Genomic DNA, 23,768 nt, shown 5'->3' with positions numbered 1-23,768 from the left:
TCTGCGAAAAATGAGCTGAGGCCCTGATCAAGCCGTTCATCGAATCGAGACAATTTGTCGAGGTTCGACGAGCGGGGAGGTCGGGGCCTTGCCTTGACTGGGGACAAGATCCTCTTTAGACTCTTGATCCCCTAAATTTGGCGGGAATTCGTTCCTGCCATTTTGCTTTTCTTGCAAGACAATAGCGTCGCAAGACAACAGTGGAGCTAGTAGATGGCAACTATCAACCAGCTGGTACGTCAGCCGCGTAAGCGTATCGTCGAGAAATCCGACGTGCCTGCGCTGCAGAACTGCCCGCAACGTCGTGGCGTGTGCACCCGTGTGTACACCACTACGCCGAAAAAACCTAACTCGGCACTGCGTAAAGTATGCCGTGTGCGTCTGACCAACGGTTTCGAGGTTTCCTCGTACATCGGTGGTGAAGGCCACAACCTGCAAGAGCACAGCGTGGTACTGATCCGCGGCGGTCGTGTAAAAGACTTGCCAGGTGTTCGTTACCACACCGTTCGCGGCTCCCTGGATACTTCCGGTGTTAAAGGTCGTAACCAAGGTCGTTCGAAGTACGGTACCAAGCGTCCGAAGTAATCGGCCGTTTTGCAGATTTTCATTTTATTGAGTCGATAAGAGTAAGGTCGGGCGCGCATCCACTGGATCTGTCCCGAGCTAACCTGAAGACCGTTTGAGGGCTTATCAATGCCAAGACGTCGCGTAGCAGCAAAGCGTGAGATTCTGGACGATCCGAAATACGGAAGCCAAATCCTCGCCAAATTCATGAACCACGTTATGGAAAGCGGCAAGAAAGCCGTTGCCGAACGTATCGTTTATGGTGCCCTGGAAACCGTTGCGGCTCGCAAGACCGGCACCGATCCCCTGGAACTCTTCGAAAAAGCACTCGACGCCATCGCTCCGCTGGTCGAAGTGAAGTCGCGCCGCGTTGGTGGTGCTACTTACCAGGTTCCGGTCGAGGTTCGTCCGTCCCGTCGTAACGCTCTGGCAATGCGCTGGTTGGTAGACTTCGCCCGCAAGCGCGGCGAGAAGTCTATGGCTCTGCGCTTGGCTGGCGAGCTGCTGGATGCTGCTGAAGGTAAAGGTGCTGCTGTTAAGAAGCGTGAAGACGTGCACCGTATGGCCGAAGCTAACAAAGCTTTCTCGCACTACCGCTTCTAATTTTAGCTTCACTAATTTTGCGAGGGCTTTATGGCTCGTACTACTCCGATTAGTCGCTACCGTAACATCGGTATCGTCGCTCACGTGGATGCTGGTAAAACCACCACCACCGAGCGCGTCCTTTTTTACACTGGCAAAAGTCACAAAATGGGCGAGGTGCATGACGGCGCCGCGACCACAGACTGGATGGTTCAGGAGCAGGAGCGTGGTATTACCATTACTTCTGCTGCCATTACCGCCTTCTGGAAAGGTTCCGAGAAGCAGTACCCACACGAGCATCGCTTCAACGTAATCGATACCCCGGGCCACGTAGACTTCACCATTGAAGTAGAACGTTCCCTGCGCGTACTCGACGGCGCTGTCGTTGTGTTCTGCGGTACTTCGGGTGTTGAGCCTCAGTCGGAAACCGTATGGCGTCAGGCCAACAAATACGGCGTTCCACGTCTTGTTTACGTAAACAAGATGGACCGTGCTGGTGCCAACTTCCTGCGCGTGATCGGTCAGATCAAACAGCGTCTGGGTCACACTCCGGTGCCGATCCAGCTGGCTATCGGTTCGGAAGACAACTTCCAGGGCCAGATCGACCTGATCAACATGCAAGCTGTCTACTGGAACGACTCTGACAAGGGTATGGTTCCGGTTCGCAAGGAAATCCCTGCGGACATGCTCGAGCTGGCTGAAGAGTGGCGCAACAACATGGTTGAAGCCGCCGCCGAAGCCAACGAAGACCTGATGAACAAGTACCTGGAAGGTGAAGAGCTGTCGATCGAAGAGATCAAGGCTGCTTTGCGTGCACGTACTATCGCCGGCGAAATCGTTCTGGCTGTTTGCGGTTCTTCGTTCAAGAACAAGGGCGTTCCCCTGGTTCTCGACGCCGTTATCGACTTCCTGCCTGCTCCGACCGACATTCCTGCTATCAAGGGTTCCAACCCTGATAACGAGGAAGAAGAGATGGAGCGTCATGCAAGCGACGACGAGCCGTTCGCGGCCCTGGCGTTCAAGATCGCTACCGACCCATTCGTGGGTACCTTGACCTTCGTCCGCGTTTACTCGGGCGTGTTGAACTCCGGCGACGGCGTGATCAACTCGGTTAAAGGCAAAAAAGAGCGCGTGGGTCGTATGGTGCAAATGCACGCAAACGCCCGTGAAGAGATCAAGGAAGTACGCGCTGGCGACATCGCGGCCCTGATCGGCATGAAGGACGTCACCACTGGTGAAACCCTCTGCAACGCTGACAAGCCAATCATCCTGGTTCGCATGGACTTCCCGGAGCCGGTTATTTCGGTTGCCGTAGAGCCTAAGACCAAGGATGACCAGGAAAAAATGGGTATCGCTCTGGGCAAGCTTGCTCAGGAAGACCCGTCTTTCCGCGTTAAAACTGATGAAGAGACTGGTCAAACGATCATCTCCGGCATGGGCGAGCTGCACCTGGACATCCTGGTTGACCGGATGCGCCGTGAGTTCAACGTCGAAGCCAACATCGGCAAGCCGCAGGTTTCGTACCGTGAGCGCATCACGAAGAACTGCGAAATCGAAGGCAAGTTCGTTCGTCAGTCCGGCGGTCGTGGCCAGTTCGGTCATTGCTGGATTCGCTTTGCTCCTGCTGACGAAGGTCAGGAAGGTCTGCAATTCCTGAACGAAGTAGTGGGTGGTGTGGTTCCTAAGGAATACATCCCGGCTATCCAGAAGGGTATCGAAGAGCAGATGAAGAACGGCGTTGTTGCCGGCTATCCGCTGATCGGCCTGAAGGCTACCGTGTTCGATGGTTCTTACCACGACGTCGACTCCAACGAGATGGCGTTTAAAGTGGCTGCTTCCATGGCGACCAAGCAACTGGCCCAGAAGGGTGGTGGTGAGTTGCTCGAGCCGATCATGGCGGTAGAGGTTGTTACGCCTGAAGACTATATGGGTGATGTGATGGGCGACCTTAACCGTCGTCGCGGCATGATCCAGGGTATGGAAGACACAGTGTCCGGCAAGGTTATCCGTGCCGAAGTTCCACTGGGTGAGATGTTCGGTTATGCGACCGACGTTCGTTCCATGTCCCAGGGTCGCGCAAGCTACTCTATGGAATTCAAAAAATACGATACGGCTCCGTCGCACATCGTCGAATCCGTTACCAAAAAACAAGGCTGATTCAGCCCCTTTAGGCTAGGAGTTAATTGTCGTGGCTAAAGAAAAATTTGATCGTTCCCTACCGCACGTAAACGTTGGCACCATCGGCCACGTTGACCACGGTAAAACCACTCTGACCGCTGCTCTGACTCGCGTCTGCTCCGAAGTTTTCGGTTCGGCCGTAGTTGAATTCGACAAGATCGACAGCGCTCCAGAAGAAAAAGCTCGCGGTATCACCATCAACACCGCGCACGTTGAGTACAACTCGAACATTCGTCACTACGCTCACGTTGACTGCCCAGGTCACGCTGACTACGTGAAGAACATGATCACTGGTGCTGCGCAGATGGACGGCGCGATCCTGGTTTGCTCGGCCGCTGATGGTCCGATGCCGCAAACCCGTGAGCACATCCTGCTGTCCCGTCAGGTAGGCGTTCCGTACATCGTGGTTTTCCTGAACAAGGCTGACCTGGTAGACGACGCTGAGCTGCTGGAACTGGTTGAGATGGAAGTTCGCGACCTGCTGTCCACCTACGACTTCCCAGGCGACGACACTCCGATCATCATCGGTTCGGCTCGTATGGCGCTGGAAGGCAAAGACGACAACGAAATGGGCACCACCGCTGTCAAGAAGCTGGTGGAAACTCTGGACAGCTACATCCCAGAGCCAGAGCGTGCTATCGACAAGCCTTTCCTGATGCCAATCGAAGACGTGTTCTCGATCTCGGGTCGCGGTACTGTTGTGACCGGTCGTATCGAGCGCGGTATCGTTCGCGTTCAAGACGCCCTGGAAATCGTTGGTCTGCGTGACACCACCACCACCACCTGCACCGGTGTTGAGATGTTCCGCAAGCTGCTGGACGAAGGTCGTGCTGGCGAGAACTGCGGCGTTCTGCTGCGTGGCACCAAGCGTGACGACGTTGAGCGTGGTCAGGTTCTGGTTAAGCCGGGTTCGGTTAAGCCGCACACCAAGTTCACCGCAGAAGTTTACGTTCTGAGCAAGGAAGAAGGCGGCCGTCACACTCCGTTCTTCAAAGGCTACCGTCCACAGTTCTACTTCCGTACTACTGACGTGACTGGTAACTGCGAGCTGCCAGAAGGCGTTGAAATGGTAATGCCAGGTGACAACATTCAGATGACTGTTACCCTGATCAAAACCATCGCGATGGAAGACGGTCTGCGTTTTGCAATCCGTGAAGGCGGCCGTACCGTTGGTGCTGGCGTCGTAGCTAAAATCATCGAGTGATCTCTTTATTGAGTCAGCTTTGATGAGTTGAAAAAGCCCCCGCTTAGCGGGGGCTTTTTTATTGGGTTGACACCTATCTGGGGCGTCTATAGAATTGCGCCTCCTTTTAACGGGCGTATTGCGCCCGGTGGGAATAGCAGCCGGAGTCTGAAATCCAATGCAAAATCAGCAAATCCGTATCAGGTTGAAGGCTTTTGACCATCGCCTGATCGACCAATCAACCCAGGAAATCGTGGAAACCGCGAAACGTACTGGTGCTCAAGTGCGTGGTCCAATTCCACTGCCTACCCGTAAAGAGCGGTTCACCGTTCTGGTTTCCCCGCACGTCAACAAAGACGCGCGTGACCAGTACGAGATCCGCACTCATAAGCGCGTTCTGGACATCGTCCAGCCAACGGATAAAACCGTTGATGCACTTATGAAGCTTGATCTTGCGGCCGGTGTGGAAGTGCAGATCAGCCTCGGCTAAGACTCGGTCTTGGTCGTGTAACGCTCTGAAATGGGCGGCCATAGCGGGTGAAAGCCCCGTACACTCATGAGGTTTACAACATGACTATTGGTGTAGTCGGTCGTAAAGCGGGTATGACCCGTATTTTCACCGAAGAAGGTGTCTCCATTCCGGTCACGGTCATTGAGATCGAGCCGAATCGCGTCACCCAGTTCAAAACTGAAGAAACCGATGGCTATCGTGCAGTGCAGGTCACTGTCGGCGAGCGTCGTGCTTCCCGTGTAACAGCTGCTCAGGCTGGCCACTTCGCCAAGGCGAACGTTGCCGCTGGTCGTACCGTAATGGAATTCCGCCTTGAAGAAGGCGAGTACCAGGCCGGCGATCTGATCAACGCTGAAATCTTCGCTGCTGGTCAACTGGTTGATGTAACCGGTCAGTCCAAAGGTAAAGGCTTCCAGGGTACGATCAAGCGTTGGAATTTCCGCGGGCAAGATAACACCCACGGTAACTCCGTATCCCACCGCGTCCCAGGCTCTATCGGCCAGTGCCAGACTCCTGGTCGTGTATTCAAGGGCAAAAAAATGTCCGGTCATATGGGCGCTGAGCGCGTGACCGTGCAGTCCCTGGAAGTAGTGCGCGTGGACGCTGAACGCAATCTGTTGCTGGTCAAGGGTGCTGTTCCTGGCGCTACTGGCGGCAACCTGGTTGTACGTCCAGCAGCCAAGGCTCGCGGTTAAGGGGAAGCTGACATGCAATTAAATGTAAATGACGCTCAAGCGATCGAAGTTTCCGAACTGACATTTGGCGGCGAATTCAACGAGACGCTGGTTCACCAAGCAGTCGTGGCCTACATGGCCGGCGGCCGTCAAGGTAGCAAGCAGCAAAAGACCCGTTCCGACGTTCGTGGTGGCGGTAAGCGCCCATGGCGTCAGAAAGGTACTGGCCGTGCTCGTGCCGGTACTATCCGTAGCCCAATCTGGCGCGGCGGCGGCACCACTTTCGCAGCTCGTCCACAGGATCACTCCCAGAAGCTGAACAAGAAGATGTATCGCGCAGCAATGCGTTCCATCCTTGCTGAGCTGGTGCGTACTGATCGTCTGGTCGTGGTTCAGGATTTCGCAGTTGAAACTCCGAAAACCAAAGACCTGCTGGGCAAACTGAACAACATGAGCCTGACCGACGTTCTGATCGTGTCGGACGCTGTTGATCAGAACCTGTACCTGGCTGCTCGCAACCTGCCACACGTAGATGTACGTGACGTGCAAGGTTCCGATCCAGTTAGTCTGATCGCATACGACAAGGTGTTGATCACCGTGTCGGCCGTGAAGAAATTCGAGGAGCTGCTGGGATGAACCAGGAACGCGTATTTAAAGTTCTGCTTGGCCCGCACGTTTCCGAGAAGGCTACGGTTCTGGCAGACAAGAAAGGCCAGTTCGTTTTCAAGGTTGCTACTGACGCAACCAAGCTGGAAATCAAGAAGGCCGTCGAAAGCCTGTTCAGCGTGAAAGTTGAGCGTGTTACTACCCTGAACGTTCTGGGTAAGAGCAAGCGCACCGCTCGCGGTCTGGGCAAGCGTAATGACTGGAAGAAGGCAGTTATCTCCCTTCAGCCAGGCCAAGATCTCGATTTCAGCAGCAGTGCTGAGTAAGGAAGGGGTGCATCATGGCAATCGTTAAATGCAAACCGACTTCCCCTGGCCGCCGTTTTGTGGTCAAGGTGGTCAACCAGGAGCTGCATAAAGGCGCTCCTCACGCACCGCTGCTCGAGAAAAAATCGAAGTCTGGTGGTCGTAACAACAATGGCCGTATTACCACTCGTCACATCGGTGGTGGCCATAAGCAGCATTACCGTATGGTCGATTTCCGTCGCAACGACAAAGATGGCATCGTCGCCACTGTCGAGCGTATCGAATACGATCCAAACCGTACTGCTCACATCGCACTGCTCTGCTACGCAGACGGCGAGCGCCGCTACATCATCGCCCCTAAAGGCGTGAGTGCTGGCGACACGCTGATCGCAGGTGCCCTGGCTCCAATCAAGCCAGGTAACGCTCTGCAACTGCGCAACATTCCAGTCGGTTCTACCGTACACGGCATCGAACTGAAGCCAGGTAAAGGCGCACAGATCGCTCGTTCCGCTGGTGCTTCGGCTCAGCTGATCGCTCGTGAAGGCGTTTACGTGACCCTGCGTCTGCGTTCCGGTGAAATGCGTAAAGTACTGGCTGAGTGCCGTGCGACCCTGGGCGAAGTCTCGAACTCCGAGCACAGCCTGCGTTCGCTGGGTAAAGCTGGTGCCAAGCGCTGGCGTGGCGTTCGCCCAACCGTTCGTGGTGTTGCCATGAACCCGGTTGACCACCCACATGGTGGTGGTGAAGGTCGTACCTCTGGTGGTCGTCATCCGGTATCGCCATGGGGCTTCCCGACTAAGGGCGCGAAGACTCGTGGTAATAAGCGTACCGACAAAATGATCGTCCGTCGTCGCAAGTAAATAGAGGGATACGACAGTGCCACGTTCTCTGAAAAAAGGTCCTTTTATTGATCTTCACCTACTGAAGAAGATCGAAGTGGCGGCGGAAAAGAACGATCGCAAACCAATTAAGACTTGGTCGCGTCGTTCGATGATCCTGCCACAAATGGTCGGTCTGACCATCGCTGTACACAACGGTCGTCAGCACGTCCCAGTTCTCGTAAACGAAGACATGGTCGGCCACAAACTGGGCGAGTTTGCCGGTACCCGCACTTATCGCGGGCACGTGGCAGACAAGAAAGCCAAGCGTTAAGGGGTAAGGAAATGGAAGTAGCCGCTAAGTTGTCGGGCGCTCGAATCTCCGCCCAGAAAGCCCGCTTGGTCGCCGACCAGATCCGCGGGAAGAAGGTGGGCGAAGCGCTCAACCTGTTGGCTTTCAGCAGTAAGAAAGCCGCCGAGATCATGAAAAAAGTGCTGGAGTCGGCCGTAGCCAACGCCGAGCATAACGAAGGCGCAGACGTTGATGACCTGAAGGTCAGCACCGTTTTCGTCAACGAAGGGCGTTCGCTGAAGCGCATCATGCCACGTGCCAAAGGCCGTGCTGATCGCATCGTCAAGCGGTCTTGCCATATCACTGTCAAGGTTGCTGACAAGTAACGGAGTCGAAGAGATGGGTCAGAAAGTACATCCCATTGGCATTCGCCTGGGAATCGTCAAGGAGCACACCTCCGTCTGGTACGCAGACGGTCGGACTTATGCGGACTACTTGTTCGCTGATCTGAAGGTGCGTGAATACCTCCAAGACAAACTAAAAAGCGCGTCCGTAAGCCGTATCGATATCCATCGTCCGGCCCAAACTGCACGCATCACCATCCACACCGCTCGTCCAGGTATCGTTATCGGGAAGAAAGGTGAAGATGTTGAGAAACTGCGTCAGGACCTGACCAAGCAAATGGGTGTGCCTGTGCACATCAATATCGAAGAGATCCGCAAGCCGGAGCTCGACGGTATGCTGGTTGCGCAGAGCGTAGCTCAGCAGCTGGAGCGTCGTGTAATGTTCCGTCGCGCCATGAAGCGCGCTGTACAGAACGCCATGCGCATTGGTGCCAAAGGCATCAAAATCCAAGTGAGCGGTCGTCTCGGCGGTGCTGAAATCGCACGTACTGAATGGTATCGCGAAGGTCGTGTGCCACTGCACACCCTGCGTGCCGACATCGACTATGCCAACTACGAAGCTCACACCACTTACGGTGTGATCGGTGTAAAGGTTTGGATCTTCAAAGGCGAAGTAATTGGTGGTCGCCAAGAAGAGCTGAAGCCACAAGCACCAGCGCCTCGTAAAAAAGCTGCTAAGTAAGGGGTACGCCAAATGTTGCAACCTAAGCGTACGAAGTTCCGCAAGCAGATGACCGGCCACAACCGTGGTCTGGCACTGCGCGGTAGCAAAGTCAGCTTCGGCGAGTTCGCGCTGAAGTCTGTAGCTCGTGGTCGTCTCACCGCTCGTCAGATCGAGTCAGCGCGTCGTGCTCTGACCCGTCACGTAAAACGTGGCGGCAAGATCTGGATCCGTGTATTCCCGGACAAGCCGATCTCCAAGAAGCCTCTCGAGGTTCGTATGGGTAAAGGTAAGGGTAACGTGGAGTACTGGGTTGCCCAGATTCAGCCAGGCAAAGTCCTGTATGAAATCGAGGGTGTTTCTGAAGAGCTGGCGCGTGAGGCTTTCGCCCTGGCTGCTGCAAAGCTGCCGCTCGCCACCTCCTTTGTTAAACGGACGGTGATGTGATGAAAGCGAATGAACTTCGTGAAAAATCCGCACAGCAGCTGAACGAGCAACTGCTCGGCTTGCTGCGCGACCAGTTCAATCTGCGCATGCAGAAAGCAACTGGCCAGTTGGGGCAGTCTCATCTGCTCTCGCAAGTTAAGCGTGACATCGCTCGCGTGAAGACTGTGCTCAACCAGCAGGCAGGTAAGTGATCATGGCTGAAGCCGAAAAAACTGTCCGTACGCTGACTGGCCGTGTTGTCAGCGACAAGATGGACAAAACCATCACCGTTCTGATCGAGCGTCGCGTTAAGCACCCGATCTACGGTAAATACGTTAAGCGTTCGACTAAGCTGCACGCGCACGACGAAACCAATCAGTGCCACATCGGCGACAAAGTCACTATTCGTGAAACTCGTCCGATGGCCAAGACCAAGTCTTGGGCGCTGGTTGATGTTCTCGAACGCGCTGTGGAAGTCTAAGGGCTAGGGGTCGGAGAAATTATATGATTCAGACTCAATCCATGCTCGATGTGGCCGATAACAGCGGCGCTCGCCGCGTTATGTGCATCAAGGTGCTGGGTGGCTCCCATCGTCGTTACGCTGGTATCGGTGACATCATCAAAGTTACCGTGAAGGAAGCAATTCCTCGCGGTAAGGTGAAAAAAGGCCAAGTGATGACTGCTGTTGTAGTCCGCACTCGTCACGGCGTACGTCGTGCTGATGGCTCCATTATCCGCTTTGATGGCAACGCTGCTGTTCTTCTGAACAACAAGCAAGAGCCGATCGGCACCCGTATCTTTGGGCCAGTGACCCGTGAACTTCGTACTGAGAAGTTCATGAAGATCGTCTCGCTCGCCCCAGAAGTGCTGTAAGGAGATCCGACATGCAAAAGATTCGTCGTGACGACGAGATCATCGTGATCGCCGGCAAAGACAAAGGTAAGCGCGGTAAGGTGCTGAAGGTTCTTGCTGACAACCGTCTGGTTGTTGGTGGTCTGAACCTGGTCAAGCGTCATACCAAGCCTAACCCGATGTCGGGCGTACAGGGCGGTATCGTCGAGAAAGAAGCGCCACTGCACGCTTCCAACGTCGCCATCTTCAACGGCGAAACCAACAAGGCTGACCGCGTTGGTTTCAAAGTAGAAGACGGTAAGAAAATTCGTGTCTTCAAGTCGACCCAAAAAGCGGTTGATGCTTGAACACTGCTAGGTAGAAGACCATGGCACGACTAAAAGAGATTTACCGGAAGGAAATCGCTCCGAAACTTAAGGAAGAACTTAAGCTTTCGAACGTGATGGAAGTTCCGCGCGTTACCAAAATCACCCTGAACATGGGTCTGGGCGAAGCGATCGGCGACAAAAAAGTCATCGAGCACGCTGTTGCTGACCTGGAAAAGATCACCGGCCAGAAAGTCGTTGTGACCTACGCTCGCAAATCCATCGCTGGCTTTAAAGTCCGTGAAGGTTGGCCGATCGGCGTCAAAGTGACCCTGCGCCGTGAGCGTATGTACGAGTTCCTGGATCGTCTGCTGTCGATCTCCCTGCCTCGGGTTCGCGACTTCCGCGGCCTGAATGCCAAGTCCTTCGATGGTCGTGGCAACTACAGCATGGGCGTGAAAGAGCAGATCATTTTCCCGGAAATCGACTACGACAAGATCGATGCTCTCCGCGGTCTGGACATTACCCTGACCACCACTGCCAAGAACGATGATGAAGGCCGCGCTCTGCTGCGTGCTTTCAAATTCCCGTTCCGCAACTGATTGGAGTAGGAAAATGGCCAAGAAGAGCATGAAAAACCGTGAGCTGAAGCGTCAGCTCACCGTTGCCAAGTACGCCGTCAAGCGTGCAGCGCTGAAAGCTATCATCGTTGATCTGAACGCAAGTCCAGAAGCGCGTTGGGAAGCTACCGTAGCTCTGCAGAAGCAACCACGTGACGCAAGCGCTTCGCGCATGCGTAACCGTTGCCGCCTGACTGGTCGTCCGCACGGCGTTTACCGCAAGTTCGGCCTCGGCCGTAACAAACTGCGTGAAGCGGCAATGCGTGGTGACGTTCCAGGTCTGGTTAAAGCCAGCTGGTAATTGCTGTCAAAGCCTTGATGGTCGGGGTCGAAAGAACCTGACCATCGGTGGCCTTGAACTTGAATCAAGCCCCTTTTGGGGCTTGATTCATTTCTGGGGTATGTCTAGAATGACCGGCTCGCCTGAGCCCGTGTTTTTTATACCCGGAATTTCTCGGCGACAAGTAGTAGCCGCAAGGCTAATTTTTCTGTATTAGGAGCGTCTAGCCCATGAGTATGCAGGACCCGTTAGCGGACATGCTAACTCGAATCCGTAATGCCCAGATGGCTGAAAAGTCCGTCGTAAGCATGCCGTCTTCCACGTTGAAGGTGGCTGTAGCAAAAGTCCTGAAGGACGAAGGTTACATCGCGGGTTATCAGATCAGCAGCGAAACCAAACCACTGCTGTCCATCGAGCTGAAATACTTCGAAGGCCGTCCGGTCATCGAGGAAGTGAAGCGCGTTAGCCGTCCAGGCCTGCGTCAGTACAAGTCCGTCGAAGAGCTGCCAAAAGTACGTGGCGGTCTCGGTGTGTCTATCGTCTCCACCAACAAAGGTGTGATGACTGATCGTGCTGCGCGCGCTGCCGGTGTCGGCGGCGAAGTTCTTTGCACTGTGTTCTAAGGGGGGATAAGCATGTCTCGCGTCGCTAAGAACCCCGTTAAGCTGCCAGCCGGTGTCGAAGTAAAATTCGCAGGCCAACAGCTTTCGGTGAAGGGTGCCAAGGGTACTCTTGAACTGAACGTCCATTCGTCCGTTGAAGTCGTTGAAGAAGCCGGTGAGCTGCGTTTTGCTGCTCGCAATGGCGATCAACAGACTCGCGCAATGGCCGGTACCACTCGTGCGTTGGTAAACAACATGGTCCAGGGCGTAAGCCAAGGCTTCGAGCGTAAGCTCCAGCTGGTCGGTGTTGGTTACAAAGCGCAAGCAAAAGGTCAGGTGCTGAACCTGGCTCTTGGCTTCTCGCACCCAGTGGATTACGAACTGCCGGAAGGCATCACCGCTGAGACTCCTAGCCAGACCGATATCCTGATCAAGGGCATCGACAAGCAGCTGGTAGGTCAAGTGGCCGCCGAGATCCGCGACTTCCGTCCACCAGAGCCGTACAAAGGCAAAGGTGTGCGCTACGCGGACGAAGTCGTCCGTCGTAAAGAAGCCAAGAAGAAGTAGGGCATAGCAAATGACCGACAAAAAAGTTACTCGACTGCGTCGCGCTCGCAAAGCACGCCTGAAAATGCACGAACTCGAAGTCGTGCGTCTCTGCGTGTTCCGCTCTTCGCAGCACATCTACGCCCAGGTCATTTCGGCCGACGGCAACAAAGTCCTGGCAAGCGCCTCGACTTTGGATAAAGAACTGCGTGATGGCGCCACTGGCAACATCGACGCGGCCACTAAGGTTGGCCAGCTGGTCGCTACGCGTGCTAAGGCCGCTGGCGTCTCGCAGGTGGCTTTCGACCGCTCTGGCTTCAAGTACCACGGCCGCGTTAAAGCGCTGGCTGATGCTGCTCGTGAAGCTGGGCTGGAGTTCTAAGTTATGTCAAATAACGACCAAAAGCGCGACGAAGGCTACATCGAGAAGCTGGTTCAAGTTAACCGCGTAGCCAAAACCGTTAAAGGCGGCCGTATCTTCACTTTCACCGCGTTGACCGTGGTTGGTGATGGTAAAGGGCGTGTTGGCTTCGGCCGTGGCAAGTCGCGTGAAGTGCCTGCTGCGATCCAGAAGGCAATGGAAGCTGCTCGCCGCAACATGATCCAGGTTGATCTGAACGGCACCACTCTGCAGTACGCAATGAAGTCTGCCCATGGCGCTTCGAAGGTGTACATGCAGCCTGCTTCTGAAGGTACCGGTATCATCGCTGGCGGCGCTATGCGTGCTGTCCTCGAAGTTGCTGGCGTTCAGAACGTTCTGGCCAAGTGCTACGGCTCGACTAACCCTGTAAACGTGGTTCACGCCACTTTCAAGGGTCTGAAGGCCATGCAGTCTCCTGAATCCATTGCAGCCAAACGTGGCCTGCGTGTTGAGGAGATCAAGTAATCATGGCTACCGTTAAAGTTACGCTGATCAAAAGCATGACCGGCCGCATCCCTAACCACAAACTGTGCGTTAAGGGTCTGGGTCTGCGTCGCATCGGTCACACTGTAGAAGTCCAGGATACTCCCGAGAATCGCGGGATGATCAACAAGGCTTACTACATGCTGCGTGTCGAGGGTTAATCGATGAAACTCAATGATCTGAGTCCAGCGCCGGGTTCCCGTCGCGAAAAGCATCGTCCGGGCCGTGGTATCGGTAGTGGTTTGGGTAAGACTGGTGGCCGTGGTCACAAAGGTCAGACTTCCCGCTCCGGTGGCACCATTGCTCCAGGCTTTGAAGGCGGTCAACAGCCGCTGCATCGTCGCCTGCCGAAGTTCGGTTTCGTTTCCCTGAAAGCCATGGATCGCGCAGAAGTGCGTCTGTCCGAGCTGGCTAAAGTGGAAGGCGACATCGTCACCGTGCAGTCCCTGAAAGATGCCAACGTGATCAACGTCAACGTACAGCGTGTGAAAATCATGCTGTCCGGTGAAGTGACTCGCGCTGTCACTATCGGCAAGGGAATCGGCGCCACCAAAGGTGCGCGTGCGGCTATCGAAGCAGCTGGCGGCAAGTTCGAGGAATAAATGGCTAAGCAAGGTGCTCTCTCTGCGCTCGGCAAAGGCGGTATGTCTGAACTTTGGGCTCGTCTGCGTTTTCTGTTCCTGGCGATTATCGTCTACCGAATAGGCGCACACATCCCGGTTCCAGGTATCAACCCGGACCGACTCGCAGACCTGTTTCGACAGAATGAGGGGACCATTCTTAGCTTGTTCAACATGTTTTCCGGCGGCGCGCTGGAACGGATGAGCATCTTTGCACTGGGGATCATGCCGTACATTTCGGCATCGATCATCATGCAGCTGATGACCGCCGTCAGCCCGCAGCTGGAGCAGTTGAAGAAGGAAGGTGAAGCTGGCCGTCGCAAGATCAGCCAGTACACCCGCTACGGCACCGTCGTCCTCGCTCTCGTTCAGGCCATTGGCATGTCCATTGGTCTGGCGGGGCAGGGCGTTGCGTTCACTGGTGACTTTGGCTTCCATTTCGTCGCGGTCTCCACGTTTGTGGCTGGCGCGATGTTCATGATGTGGCTGGGTGAGCAGATTACTGAGCGTGGTGTAGGCAACGGTATCTCGATGTTGATTTTTTCGGGTATCGTCGCCGGTCTTCCGAGAGCAATCGGGCAGTCTTTCGAGTCTGCGCGTCAGGGCGATATCAACATCTTCGCTTTGGTTGCCATCGGTTTGCTGGCAGTAGCGATTATCGGTTTCGTGGTGTTCATTGAGCGTGGTCAGCGTCGTATCGCTGTTCACTACGCCAAGCGTCAGCAGGGCCGCAAGGTTTTTGCTGCGCAGACAAGCCACTTGCCGCTGAAGGTGAACATGGCCGGTGTTATTCCGGCTATTTTCGCGAGCAGCATTTTGCTGTTCCCGGCTTCGTTGGGTGCCTGGTTTGGTCAGTCTGAAGGTATGGGCTGGTTGCAGGACATCTCGCAGTCGATCGCTCCTGGTCAGCCGTTGAATATTCTGCTGTTTAGTGCAGGGATTATTTTCTTCTGCTTCTTCTATACGGCGTTGATGTTCAATCCGAAAGACGTAGCGGAAAACCTGAAGAAGTCCGGTGCCTTTATTCCGGGCATCCGTCCAGGTGAGCAGTCCGCACGCTATATTGATGGCGTTTTGACTCGCTTGACCATGTTCGGTGCTCTTTACATGACGGCCGTGTGCTTGTTGCCCCAGTTCCTGGTGGTTGCAGCAAACGTTCCGTTCTACCTTGGCGGGACCTCGTTGCTGATCGTGGTCGTGGTTGTGATGGACTTCATGTCCCAAGTACAATCGCACCTCGTTTCGCACCAGTACGAATCCCTGATGAAGAAAGCCAACCTGAAGGGTTACGGCAGCGGCATGTTGCGCTGAGTACCCATAAGGTTCGAGGAGTTGGTGATGAAAGTTCGTGCATCGGTGAAAAAGCTGTGCCGTAACTGCAAGATTATTCGCCGCGAAGGTGTTGTTCGAGTAATTTGCAGCGCGGAACCGCGTCACAAACAGCGCCAAGGCTGAGTGTGATTGTGCTTCAAGCCCGGTAGCTAGTGCGCTACCGGGTTGATTATTTGTTATTACAGCGATATTATCTCGCGCCCTATTTCTTGGCTTCCGGGGCGTAGGTAGCTGTCAATTGGAGTCCCACTGAATGGCCCGTATTGCAGGCGTTAACATTCCAGATAACAAGCATACTGTTATCTCGCTGACCTACATCTATGGTGTTGGTCGCACTACTGCACAGAAGATCTGTGCAGAGACTGGGGTAAACCCAGCCGCAAAGATCAAGGATCTGAGCGACGAGCAGATTGAACAGCTGCGTGGCGAAGTGGCGAAGTTCACCACTGAAGGTGACCTGCGTCGCGAAATCAACATGAAAATCAAGCGCTTGATGGACCTCGGTTGCTATCGCGGTCTGCGTCATCGTCGTGGTCTGCCAGTACGCGGTCAGCGTACCAAGACCAACGCGCGTACCCGTAAAGGTCCGCGTAAGCCGATCCGCAAGTAATCGCCCCAGCGAATCGACAGGAATTTAATCATGGCAAAACCTGCTGCTCGTCCTCGTAAAAAAGTTAAAAAGACAGTGGTTGATGGCATCGCCCACATCCATGCTTCTTTTAACAACACCATCGTGACCATCACCGACCGTCAAGGTAACGCTCTTTCCTGGGCTACCTCCGGTGGTTCGGGTTTCCGCGGTTCCCGCAAGTCCACCCCGTTCGCTGCTCAAGTAGCTGCTGAGCGTGCTGGTCAAGCTGCGCTGGAATACGGCCTGAAAAACCTCGACGTGAACGTCAAGGGTCCAGGTCCAGGTCGTGAATCCGCAGTCCGCGCTTTGAACGGCTGTGGCTACAAGATCGCCAGCATCACCGACGTGACGCCAATCCCGCACAACGGGTGCCGTCCGCCGAAGAAGCGCCGCGTGTAATCCAGGAGATTGTAAAGAATGGCTCGTTACATTGGTCCAAAATGCAAACTCGCTCGTCGCGAAGGCACCGATCTCTTCCTGAAGAGCGGCGTGCGCGCGATCGAATCGAAGTGCAACATTGAAGCAGCACCTGGTATCCACGGCCAACGCCGCGGTCGCCAGTCCGACTACGGCACCCAACTGCGTGAAAAGCAGAAGGTCCGTCGTATCTACGGCGTTCTCGAGCGTCAGTTCAGCGGCTACTACAAAGAAGCTGCTGGCAAGAAAGGTGCAACCGGTGAAAACCTGCTGCAACTGCTCGAATGCCGTCTGGACAACGTTGTATACCGTATGGGCTTTGGTTCGACTCGTGCCGAATCCCGTCAGCTGGTATCGCACAAGTCGATCAGCGTTAACGGTCAGACCGTAAACGTTCCGTCCTACCAGGTTCGTGCTGGTGACGTGGTTGCTGTTCGCGAGAAAGCAAAAAACCAACTTCGCATTGTCCAAGCTCTCGATCTGTGTGCCCAACGTGGCCGCGTAGAATGGGTAGAAGTAGACACTGAGAAGAAGTCGGGCGTTTTCAAGAACGTTCCTGCTCGCAGTGATCTGTCCGCCGACATCAACGAAAGCCTGATTGTCGAGCTCTACTCCAAGTAAGGGCTAGAAAATAGGTGCATCCATGCAGATTTCGGTAAATGAGTTCCTGACACCCCGCCACATTGATGTGCAGGTTGTCAGTCCAACCCGCGCCAAGATCACTCTCGAGCCTCTCGAGCGTGGTTTTGGCCACACCCTGGGCAACGCGCTGCGCCGCATCCTGTTGTCCTCAATGCCCGGCTGCGCAGTAGTCGAGGCCGAGATTGACGGTGTGCTCCACGAGTACAGCGCCATCGAAGGTGTACAGGAAGACGTAATTGAAATCCTGTTGAACCTTAAAGGTCTGGCCATCAAGCTGCACGGTCGTGACGAAGTTACGCTGACCTTGTCGAAGAAGGGTTCGGGGGTGGTTACCGCTGCCGATATTCAGCTGGATCATGATGTCGAGATCGTTAATCCCGATCACGTAATCGCTAACCTGGCGTCTAACGGCGCCCTGAACATGAAGCTCACCGTAGCTCGTGGTCGTGGTTATGAACCAGCAGACTCGCGTCAGAGCGATGAAGACGAAAGCCGCAGCATCGGTCGCTTGCAGCTTGACTCTTCGTTCAGCCCGGTTCGCCGTATCGCATACGTGGTGGAAAACGCCCGTGTCGAACAGCGTACCAACCTGGACAAGCTGGTTATTGATCTGGAAACCAACGGTACTCTGGATCCTGAAGAGGCTATCCGCCGCGCTGCAACCATTCTGCAACAGCAGTTGGCTGCGTTCGTCGACCTCAAAGGTGACAGTGAGCCAGTGGTTGTCGAGCAGGAAGACGAGATCGATCCGATCCTGCTTCGCCCGGTTGACGATCTGGAACTGACTGTACGTTCGGCTAACTGCCTTAAGGCGGAAAACATCTACTACATCGGCGACCTGATTCAGCGTACCGAAGTAGAGCTGTTGAAGACTCCGAACCTGGGCAAGAAATCCTTGACTGAAATCAAGGACGTTCTGGCCTCCCGCGGTCTGTCCCTCGGCATGCGCCTCGACAACTGGCCGCCTGCAAGTCTTAAGAAGGACGACAAGGCGACTGCCTGATCGTCGTAATCACCGAACGTAGTGTTTGGTAAGGAATGAACCATGCGTCATCGTAAAAGTGGGCGTCACCTGAGCCGCACCAGCTCGCACCGCAAGGCCATGTTCCAGAACATGGCGGTGTCGCTGTTCGAGCACGAGCTGATCAAAACTACTCTGCCAAAAGCCAAAGAACTGCGCCGCGTTGCCGAGCCGCTGATCACTCTGGCCAAGACAGACAGCGTTGCTAACCGTCGTCTGGCTTTCGACCGTACTCGTTCGAAAGCTATCGTTGGTAAGCTCTTCAACGACCTGGGCAAGCGTTACGCTACCCGTGAGGGTGGCTACCTGCGCATCCTCAAGTGCGGTTTCCGCGCTGGCGACAACGCGCCTATGGCGTACGTCGAACTGGTTGATCGTGCTGTCGGCGGTGAAGCTGTATCCGCTGAGTAAGACATCAGTCTGAAACAAGGAACCGGGCCTAGTGCCCGGTTTTTTGTGCCTGTAAGAAATGCGCGGTTCGTACAAGCTTCTACCCTGTTTGGGTCTGCACTATGTGCGGGGATTTGGTGTTAGTTTTTCTCTATTGATGACCATAAGTTAATGAATTTGTGGCTGTCATATTGATGATCGATACTCCCCAACAAGCCGATTAGCCGGCAGTTCAAGACCGATAGAGGATGAAGATCGCATGAGCCAGAACAAGACGCTTACGACCGCCAGTGGCGCACCTGTCGCTGATAACCAGAACTCTCGCTCCGCCGGCCCTCGTGGTCCGTTGCTGCTCGATGATTTCCACCTGATCGAGAAGCTTGCTCACTTCAACCGGGAAAACATTCCCGAGCGTCGTGTACACGCCAAGGGTTCGGGCGCATATGGCACTTTCACGGTCACTCGCGACATTACGCAGTACACCAGCGCCAAGCTGTTCTCTGCTGTCGGCAAACAGACGCCGACCTTCCTGCGTTTTTCAACGGTCGGTGGTGAGCGTGGCTCGGCCGACACCGAGCGCGATCCGCGTGGCTTCGCCCTCAAGTTCTACACCGAAGAAGGCAACTGGGACATCGTCGGCAACAACACGCCGGTGTTCTTCATTCGCGATCCGCTGAAATTTCCTGACTTTATCCACACCCAGAAACGCCTGCCGCAGAGCAACCTGAAAAGTGCGCAGATGATGTGGGACTTCTGGTCGCATTCGCCTGAAGCGCTGCACCAGGTCACCATTCTGTTTTCTGATCGGGGTATCCCGGACGGCTATCGCCACATGCACGGTTTTGGCAGCCACACCTACAGCCTGATCAGCGCTCAAGGCGAGCGTCACTGGGTGAAGTGGCACTACAAGACCAAGCAAGGGATCAAGAACCTCGCGCCGGCAGACGCGGCACGTCTGGCGGGCACAGATCCCGATTACGCCCAGCGTGATCTGTTCGAAGCCATCGAGCGTGGTGACTTCCCGAAATGGAGCGTGTGCATCCAGATCATGACCGAGGCCCAGGCTGCTGCTCACTACGAGAACCCGTTCGACGTGACCAAAACCTGGTCGCAGAAGGAGTTCCCGCTGATTGAAGTGGGTGAGCTGGAACTGAACCGTAATCCGCTCAACTATTTTGCGGAAGTCGAGCAAGCTGCGTTCGGTCCAAGCAACATGGTGCCTGGCGTAGGTCTGTCACCGGATCGCATGCTGCAAGGTCGTGTCTTCGCATACGCCGATGCCCACCGCTACCGTGTAGGCACCAACCACCAACAGCTGCCAGTGAATGCTCCGCGCAGCCCGGTGAATACTTACCAGCGTGATGGTTCGATGGCTTTTGGCAGCAATGGTGGTGCAGCGCCTAACTACGAGCCGAACAGCTACGTAGAGTCGCCGAAACAAGCGCCACATTATGCCGAGCCTGCGCTGGCCCTGAGCGGCGCGGCTGATCGCTACGATCACCGCGAAGACACCGACTACTACAGCCACGCCGGTGCGCTGTTCCGCTTGATGAGCGACGAACAGAAAGCGTTGTTGGTCAGCAACATTGCCGGCGCGATGGCGGGTGTATCGAGTGATGTCGTCGACCGTCAGTTGCAGCATTTCCACAAGGCCGACCCGGCGTACGGAGAAGCAATCGCAAAGCTGCTCAACGTACAGCTTAACGAAGTCTAAACGAGAAGCAGAACCGCCCTCATTAGGGCGGTTTTTGCGTTATTTAGGCTGCTTTTCTCAGAATATCTTCGCTTTTATTGCGCGAAGTGAGTGACCTTCCAGTCAGGTTGGTTCAAACTACAGACTTTCAAGCAGGGAGATGTAGGGCGATGCAAGGCCACCCAGACGTTATCGATTACCTCAACACGTTGCTGACCGGCGAACTGGCCGCGCGTGACCAATATTTCGTTCACTCGCGGATGTATGAGGACTGGGGATTCACCAAGCTCTACGAACGAATCAACCACGAGATGGAAGAAGAGGCTGGTCACGCCGATGCGCTGATGCGCCGGATTCTGATGCTCGAAGGCACTCCGCGCATGCGCCCGGATGACCTGGATGTTGGTACCACGGTTGAGACCATGCTCGAAGCGGATCTGCGCCTTGAGTACAAGGTTCGTGCTGCATTGTGCAAAGGCATCGAGCTGTGTGAAAAGAATGGCGACTATGTAAGCCGCGATATCCTCAAGCTTCAGTTGCATGACACCGAAGAAGATCACACCTACTGGCTTGAAAAGCAGCTGGGCCTGATCAAACTGATCGGTATCCAGAACTACCTGCAGTCCCACGCGTCCTGATTGCAGCCGATACAAAAAAGCCCCTGTCACTGACGAAGTGACAGGGGCTTTTTCATGCCCGGCGATCAGGCCCGATCGCGGATCAACAGCGGCTTGAGGTAATGCCCGGTGTGAGATTGCTTCATCTCGGCCACTTCCTCCGGCGTACCGGTGGCGATGATCTGGCCACCTTTCGAACCACCCTCGGGGCCGAGATCCACCAGCCAGTCGGCGGTCTTGATCACGTCGAGGTTGTGCTCGATCACCACCACGGTGTTGCCGTGGTCGCGCAGGCGATGCAGTACGTCGAGCAATTGCTGGATATCTGCGAAGTGCAGACCGGTGGTCGGCTCGTCGAGGATGTACAGGGTCTTGCCGGTATCGCGCTTGGACAGCTCGCGGGACAACTTGACCCGCTGGGCCTCACCACCGGACAGCGTCGTCGCCGACTGTCCGAGCTTGATGTACGACAGGCCCACATCCATCAGTGTTTGCAGCTTGCGCGCCAGCGCCGGCACCGCGTCGAAGAACACCCGCGCTTCCTCGATGGTCATTTCGAGGGTTTCGTGGATGCTCTTGCCCTTGTATTTGATCTCCAGGGTTTCGCGGTTGTAGCGCTTGCTCTTGCACACGTCGCACGGAACGTAGATGTCCGGCAGGAAGTGCATTTCCACTTTGATCAGACCGTCGCCCTGGCAGGCTTCGCAACGACCACCCTTCACGTTGAACGAGAAACGCCCCGGGCCGTAACCACGGGAGCGGGACTCGGGCACGCCGGCAAACAATTCGCGGATCGGCGTGAACAGCCCGGTATAGGTCGCCGGGTTGGAGCGTGGCGTACGGCCGATCGGGCTCTGGTCGATGTCGACGACCTTGTCCAGATGCTCCAGGCCTTTGATGCTGTCGTGGGCTGCCGCTTCCAGAGTGGTCGCGCCGTTGAGTGCCGTGGCGCTCAGCGGGAACAGCGTGTTGTTGATCAGCGTCGATTTGCCGGAACCGGAAACACCCGTCACGCAAGTCAGCAGGCCGATCGGGATTTCCAGGTCGACGTTGCGCAGGTTGTTGCCCCGCGCACCCTTGAGCGACAGCACCTGCTTCTTGTTGTGCGGTGTGCGCTTGGCCGGCACTTCGATCTTGACCCGGCCCGACAGGTACTTACCGGTCAGCGAATCCGGATGCGCCATGACTTCGTCCGGCGTGCCTTCGGCGACGATCTGCCCGCCATGAACGCCGGCGCCCGGGCCGATATCCACTACGTAGTCAGCGAGACGGATCGCGTCTTCGTCATGCTCGACCACAATCACCGTGTTGCCGATGTCGCGCAGGTGTTTGAGGGTGCCGAGCAGGCGATCGTTGTCGCGCTGGTGCAGACCAATGGACGGTTCATCAAGGATATAGAGAACACCCACCAGGCCCGCGCCGATCTGGCTGGCCAGACGAATCCGCTGTGCCTCGCCGCCAGATAGCGTGTCGGCACTACGATCCAGCGACAGATAGTCGAGACCGACATTGACCAGGAATTGCAGGCGCTCGCGGATTTCCTTGAGAATCTTGTCGGCGATCTCGCCACGGCGCCCGGTCATCTTCAGCGCGCCGAAGTAATCGCAGGCGTCGCCGATCGGCAGGTTGGTCACCGCCGGCAGGGTTTTCTCGCCGACCCACACGTGCCGCGCTTCGCGACGCAGGCGGGTGCCACGGCAATCCGGGCAGGACTGGGTGCTGAGGAACTTCGCCAGTTCTTCGCGCACGCTCGCCGATTCGGTTTCGCGGTAGCGGCGCTCGAGGTTCGGCACGATGCCTTCGAACGGGTGCGAGCGTTTGACGATGTCGCCCCGGTCGTTGAGGTATTTGAAGTCGACGTTCTGCGAGCCGCTGCCGTGCAGGATGAACTTCTGCTGATCGGCCGGCAGCTCGTTGAACGGCTGCTCCAGGCTGAAACCGTAGTGCGCGGCCAGTGAGCCGAGCATCTGGAAGTAATAGACGTTGCGCCGGTCCCAGCCGCGGATCGCGCCCTCGGCCAAGGTCAGCTCACCGTTGACCAGTCGCTTGATGTCGAAGAACTGCTTCACGCCCAGACCGTCACAGGTCGGGCAGGCGCCGGCCGGGTTGTTGAAGGAAAACAGCTTGGGTTCCAGCTCGCTGATCGCGTGGCCGCAGATCGGGCAGGCGAAGCGCGCGGAGAAGATCATCTCTTCGCCCGGCTCGTCGTCCATCGGCGCCACCAGCGCGATGCCGTCGGCCAGCTTCAGTGCGGTTTCGAAGGATTCCGCCAGACGCTGCTGCAGGTCGGCGCGAACCTTAAAGCGGTCGACCACGACTTCAATCGTGTGCTTCTTCTGTTTATCCAGTTTCGGCAGTTCGTCCAGCTCGCAGAGCCGGCCGTTGACCCGGGCCCGGACAAAGCCCTGGGCGCGCAGTTCTTCGAATACCGACAGGTGCTCGCCCTTGCGCTCGCGGATCACCGGCGCCAGCAGCATCAGCTTGCTGCCTTCCGGCTGGGCCAGCACCAGGTCGACCATCTGGCTGACGGTCTGGGCTTCCAGCGGAATGTCGTGATCCGGGCAGCGCGGCGTACCGACGCGTGCATAAAGCAGACGCAGGTAGTCGTAGATTTCGGTGATGGTGCCGACCGTGGAGCGCGGGTTGTGCGAGGTCGACTTCTGTTCGATGGAGATCGCCGGCGACAGGCCTTCGATGGTGTCGACGTCGGGTTTTTCCATCATCGACAGGAACTGCCGGGCATAGGCCGACAGGGATTCGACATAGCGGCGCTGACCTTCGGCGTACAGCGTGTCGAAGGCCAGGGACGACTTGCCGGATCCGGACAGGCCGGTGATGACGATCAGTTTGTCCCGTGGCAGGGTCAGGTCGATGTTCTTCAGGTTGTGGGTGCGGGCCCCACGAATCAGGATCTTGTCCAAAATGGCCTCGCTCGGCGGGCGTCGAAAACACAGGAGTATACGGCCAAATACTGGATGGATGCACACTATCAAATGAAGGGTTTTTTGTCTTACATGAAGAGAGTTTCATCTGTACGCGTCAAAGCGTCGCGATATACCCCGTCTCTCGATGGGACTGGTAGAATCGCCGCC

At 55.9% G+C, this 23,768-nt stretch carries 35 protein-coding genes; 34 read left to right on the top strand and 1 reads right to left on the bottom strand.

Annotated elements, in window-relative coordinates; all coding sequences use genetic code 11:
* Positions 1-213: 213 nt before the first annotated feature.
* The 34 genes from rpsL (at position 214) to bfr (ending at position 20,697) form a co-directional block, all read left to right on the top strand.
* Positions 214-585, top strand: a complete 372-nt coding sequence (gene rpsL / locus ABTV87_RS26270) for a 30S ribosomal protein S12 (protein ID WP_003186084.1) — start codon at positions 214-216, stop codon at positions 583-585.
* 108 nt (positions 586-693) lie between these two features.
* On the top strand, positions 694-1,167 hold the full coding sequence (gene rpsG, locus ABTV87_RS26265) for a 30S ribosomal protein S7 (RefSeq protein WP_007957592.1): 474 nt from the start codon (positions 694-696) through the stop codon (positions 1,165-1,167).
* Positions 1,168-1,197: 30 nt separating this feature from the next.
* Positions 1,198-3,303, top strand: a complete 2,106-nt coding sequence (fusA, locus tag ABTV87_RS26260) for an elongation factor G (protein WP_039772423.1) — start codon at positions 1,198-1,200, stop codon at positions 3,301-3,303.
* 31 nt (positions 3,304-3,334) lie between these two features.
* Positions 3,335-4,528, top strand: coding sequence for an elongation factor Tu (gene tuf / locus ABTV87_RS26255; RefSeq protein WP_010220303.1), 1,194 nt, complete (start codon positions 3,335-3,337; stop codon positions 4,526-4,528).
* Positions 4,529-4,685: 157 nt separating this feature from the next.
* On the top strand, positions 4,686-4,997 hold the full coding sequence (gene rpsJ / locus ABTV87_RS26250; RefSeq protein ID WP_003186070.1) for a 30S ribosomal protein S10: 312 nt from the start codon (positions 4,686-4,688) through the stop codon (positions 4,995-4,997).
* Positions 4,998-5,077: 80 nt separating this feature from the next.
* On the top strand, positions 5,078-5,713 hold the full coding sequence (rplC, locus tag ABTV87_RS26245; protein ID WP_007955641.1) for a 50S ribosomal protein L3: 636 nt from the start codon (positions 5,078-5,080) through the stop codon (positions 5,711-5,713).
* Positions 5,714-5,725: 12 nt separating this feature from the next.
* Positions 5,726-6,328 (top strand): 50S ribosomal protein L4, encoded by a 603-nt coding sequence (gene rplD / locus ABTV87_RS26240; protein WP_003228735.1) that lies wholly within the window; start codon positions 5,726-5,728, stop codon positions 6,326-6,328.
* Entirely contained in the window at positions 6,325-6,624 is a 300-nt protein-coding gene (gene rplW / locus ABTV87_RS26235) for a 50S ribosomal protein L23 (RefSeq protein WP_002555488.1), read from the top strand. Before rplD ends, rplW begins: the two co-directional genes overlap by 4 nt.
* Positions 6,625-6,638: 14 nt before the next feature.
* A complete protein-coding gene (gene rplB, locus ABTV87_RS26230) occupies positions 6,639-7,463 on the top strand; it encodes a 50S ribosomal protein L2 (protein ID WP_007955640.1) in 825 nt (274 codons plus the stop codon).
* 16 nt (positions 7,464-7,479) lie between these two features.
* Positions 7,480-7,755, top strand: coding sequence for a 30S ribosomal protein S19 (gene rpsS, locus ABTV87_RS26225; protein ID WP_003228731.1), 276 nt, complete (start codon positions 7,480-7,482; stop codon positions 7,753-7,755).
* Between the two features lie 11 nt (positions 7,756-7,766).
* A complete protein-coding gene (rplV, locus tag ABTV87_RS26220) occupies positions 7,767-8,099 on the top strand; it encodes a 50S ribosomal protein L22 (protein WP_003103908.1) in 333 nt (110 codons plus the stop codon).
* Between the two features lie 13 nt (positions 8,100-8,112).
* Positions 8,113-8,799, top strand: coding sequence for a 30S ribosomal protein S3 (gene rpsC / locus ABTV87_RS26215; protein WP_003176422.1), 687 nt, complete (start codon positions 8,113-8,115; stop codon positions 8,797-8,799).
* Positions 8,800-8,811: 12 nt separating this feature from the next.
* A complete protein-coding gene (rplP, locus tag ABTV87_RS26210) occupies positions 8,812-9,225 on the top strand; it encodes a 50S ribosomal protein L16 (RefSeq protein WP_003228729.1) in 414 nt (137 codons plus the stop codon).
* Entirely contained in the window at positions 9,225-9,416 is a 192-nt protein-coding gene (gene rpmC / locus ABTV87_RS26205; RefSeq protein WP_002555481.1) for a 50S ribosomal protein L29, read from the top strand. The genes rplP and rpmC overlap by 1 nt, the downstream gene beginning before the upstream one ends.
* Positions 9,417-9,418: 2 nt before the next feature.
* Positions 9,419-9,685, top strand: coding sequence for a 30S ribosomal protein S17 (gene rpsQ, locus ABTV87_RS26200; RefSeq protein WP_003194644.1), 267 nt, complete (start codon positions 9,419-9,421; stop codon positions 9,683-9,685).
* 23 nt (positions 9,686-9,708) lie between these two features.
* Positions 9,709-10,077 carry a 50S ribosomal protein L14 gene (gene rplN, locus ABTV87_RS26195; RefSeq protein ID WP_002555479.1) on the top strand — a complete coding sequence of 123 codons (369 nt, stop codon included), beginning with the start codon at positions 9,709-9,711 and terminating at the stop codon, positions 10,075-10,077.
* Between the two features lie 11 nt (positions 10,078-10,088).
* On the top strand, positions 10,089-10,403 hold the full coding sequence (gene rplX / locus ABTV87_RS26190) for a 50S ribosomal protein L24 (RefSeq protein WP_003186046.1): 315 nt from the start codon (positions 10,089-10,091) through the stop codon (positions 10,401-10,403).
* 20 nt (positions 10,404-10,423) lie between these two features.
* Complete coding sequence (gene rplE, locus ABTV87_RS26185; RefSeq protein ID WP_003210069.1) at positions 10,424-10,963, top strand: 50S ribosomal protein L5; 540 nt, start codon at positions 10,424-10,426, stop codon at positions 10,961-10,963.
* A gap of 13 nt (positions 10,964-10,976) precedes the next feature.
* A complete protein-coding gene (rpsN, locus tag ABTV87_RS26180; protein ID WP_007955639.1) occupies positions 10,977-11,282 on the top strand; it encodes a 30S ribosomal protein S14 in 306 nt (101 codons plus the stop codon).
* Positions 11,283-11,491: 209 nt separating this feature from the next.
* Entirely contained in the window at positions 11,492-11,884 is a 393-nt protein-coding gene (gene rpsH, locus ABTV87_RS26175; RefSeq protein WP_011336171.1) for a 30S ribosomal protein S8, read from the top strand.
* Positions 11,885-11,896: 12 nt separating this feature from the next.
* Positions 11,897-12,430 carry a 50S ribosomal protein L6 gene (rplF, locus tag ABTV87_RS26170; protein WP_011336170.1) on the top strand — a complete coding sequence of 178 codons (534 nt, stop codon included), beginning with the start codon at positions 11,897-11,899 and terminating at the stop codon, positions 12,428-12,430.
* Positions 12,431-12,440: 10 nt separating this feature from the next.
* The gene (rplR, locus tag ABTV87_RS26165; RefSeq protein ID WP_003186037.1) at positions 12,441-12,791 is read left to right on the top strand and encodes a 50S ribosomal protein L18; all 351 of its coding nucleotides are present in this window, start codon (positions 12,441-12,443) and stop codon (positions 12,789-12,791) included.
* A 3-nt stretch (positions 12,792-12,794) separates the two neighbouring features.
* The gene (gene rpsE, locus ABTV87_RS26160; RefSeq protein ID WP_007955637.1) at positions 12,795-13,295 is read left to right on the top strand and encodes a 30S ribosomal protein S5; all 501 of its coding nucleotides are present in this window, start codon (positions 12,795-12,797) and stop codon (positions 13,293-13,295) included.
* Positions 13,296-13,297: 2 nt separating this feature from the next.
* On the top strand, positions 13,298-13,474 hold the full coding sequence (gene rpmD, locus ABTV87_RS26155; RefSeq protein WP_003176408.1) for a 50S ribosomal protein L30: 177 nt from the start codon (positions 13,298-13,300) through the stop codon (positions 13,472-13,474).
* A gap of 3 nt (positions 13,475-13,477) precedes the next feature.
* Positions 13,478-13,915 (top strand): 50S ribosomal protein L15, encoded by a 438-nt coding sequence (gene rplO / locus ABTV87_RS26150; RefSeq protein ID WP_003228720.1) that lies wholly within the window; start codon positions 13,478-13,480, stop codon positions 13,913-13,915.
* A complete protein-coding gene (gene secY, locus ABTV87_RS26145) occupies positions 13,916-15,244 on the top strand; it encodes a preprotein translocase subunit SecY (RefSeq protein ID WP_003228718.1) in 1,329 nt (442 codons plus the stop codon).
* A gap of 27 nt (positions 15,245-15,271) precedes the next feature.
* Positions 15,272-15,388, top strand: a complete 117-nt coding sequence (gene rpmJ / locus ABTV87_RS26140) for a 50S ribosomal protein L36 (protein ID WP_002555468.1) — start codon at positions 15,272-15,274, stop codon at positions 15,386-15,388.
* Positions 15,389-15,518: 130 nt separating this feature from the next.
* On the top strand, positions 15,519-15,875 hold the full coding sequence (rpsM, locus tag ABTV87_RS26135; RefSeq protein ID WP_009045849.1) for a 30S ribosomal protein S13: 357 nt from the start codon (positions 15,519-15,521) through the stop codon (positions 15,873-15,875).
* Positions 15,876-15,905: 30 nt separating this feature from the next.
* Entirely contained in the window at positions 15,906-16,295 is a 390-nt protein-coding gene (rpsK, locus tag ABTV87_RS26130) for a 30S ribosomal protein S11 (protein WP_002555466.1), read from the top strand.
* Between the two features lie 18 nt (positions 16,296-16,313).
* Positions 16,314-16,934, top strand: coding sequence for a 30S ribosomal protein S4 (gene rpsD, locus ABTV87_RS26125; protein ID WP_003176404.1), 621 nt, complete (start codon positions 16,314-16,316; stop codon positions 16,932-16,934).
* A 22-nt stretch (positions 16,935-16,956) separates the two neighbouring features.
* A complete protein-coding gene (locus ABTV87_RS26120; protein ID WP_003186012.1) occupies positions 16,957-17,958 on the top strand; it encodes a DNA-directed RNA polymerase subunit alpha in 1,002 nt (333 codons plus the stop codon).
* Positions 17,959-18,000: 42 nt separating this feature from the next.
* Positions 18,001-18,387 (top strand): 50S ribosomal protein L17, encoded by a 387-nt coding sequence (gene rplQ, locus ABTV87_RS26115; RefSeq protein ID WP_007955635.1) that lies wholly within the window; start codon positions 18,001-18,003, stop codon positions 18,385-18,387.
* 238 nt (positions 18,388-18,625) lie between these two features.
* Positions 18,626-20,080, top strand: coding sequence for a catalase (locus ABTV87_RS26110; RefSeq protein WP_007955634.1), 1,455 nt, complete (start codon positions 18,626-18,628; stop codon positions 20,078-20,080).
* Positions 20,081-20,229: 149 nt separating this feature from the next.
* Positions 20,230-20,697 (top strand): bacterioferritin, encoded by a 468-nt coding sequence (bfr, locus tag ABTV87_RS26105; protein WP_007955633.1) that lies wholly within the window; start codon positions 20,230-20,232, stop codon positions 20,695-20,697.
* A gap of 65 nt (positions 20,698-20,762) precedes the next feature.
* Here bfr and uvrA read toward each other — a convergent pair whose 3' ends face one another.
* Complete coding sequence (gene uvrA, locus ABTV87_RS26100) at positions 20,763-23,597, bottom strand: excinuclease ABC subunit UvrA (RefSeq protein ID WP_433898591.1); 2,835 nt, start codon at positions 23,595-23,597, stop codon at positions 20,763-20,765.
* Between the last annotated feature and the right edge of the window lie 171 nt (positions 23,598-23,768).

This window comes from Pseudomonas sp. PSE1(2024), assembly GCF_050990555.1.
GTDB lineage: Bacteria > Pseudomonadota > Gammaproteobacteria > Pseudomonadales > Pseudomonadaceae > Aquipseudomonas > Aquipseudomonas aphyarum.
This window is presented reverse-complemented; position numbering and strand designations above follow the sequence as displayed.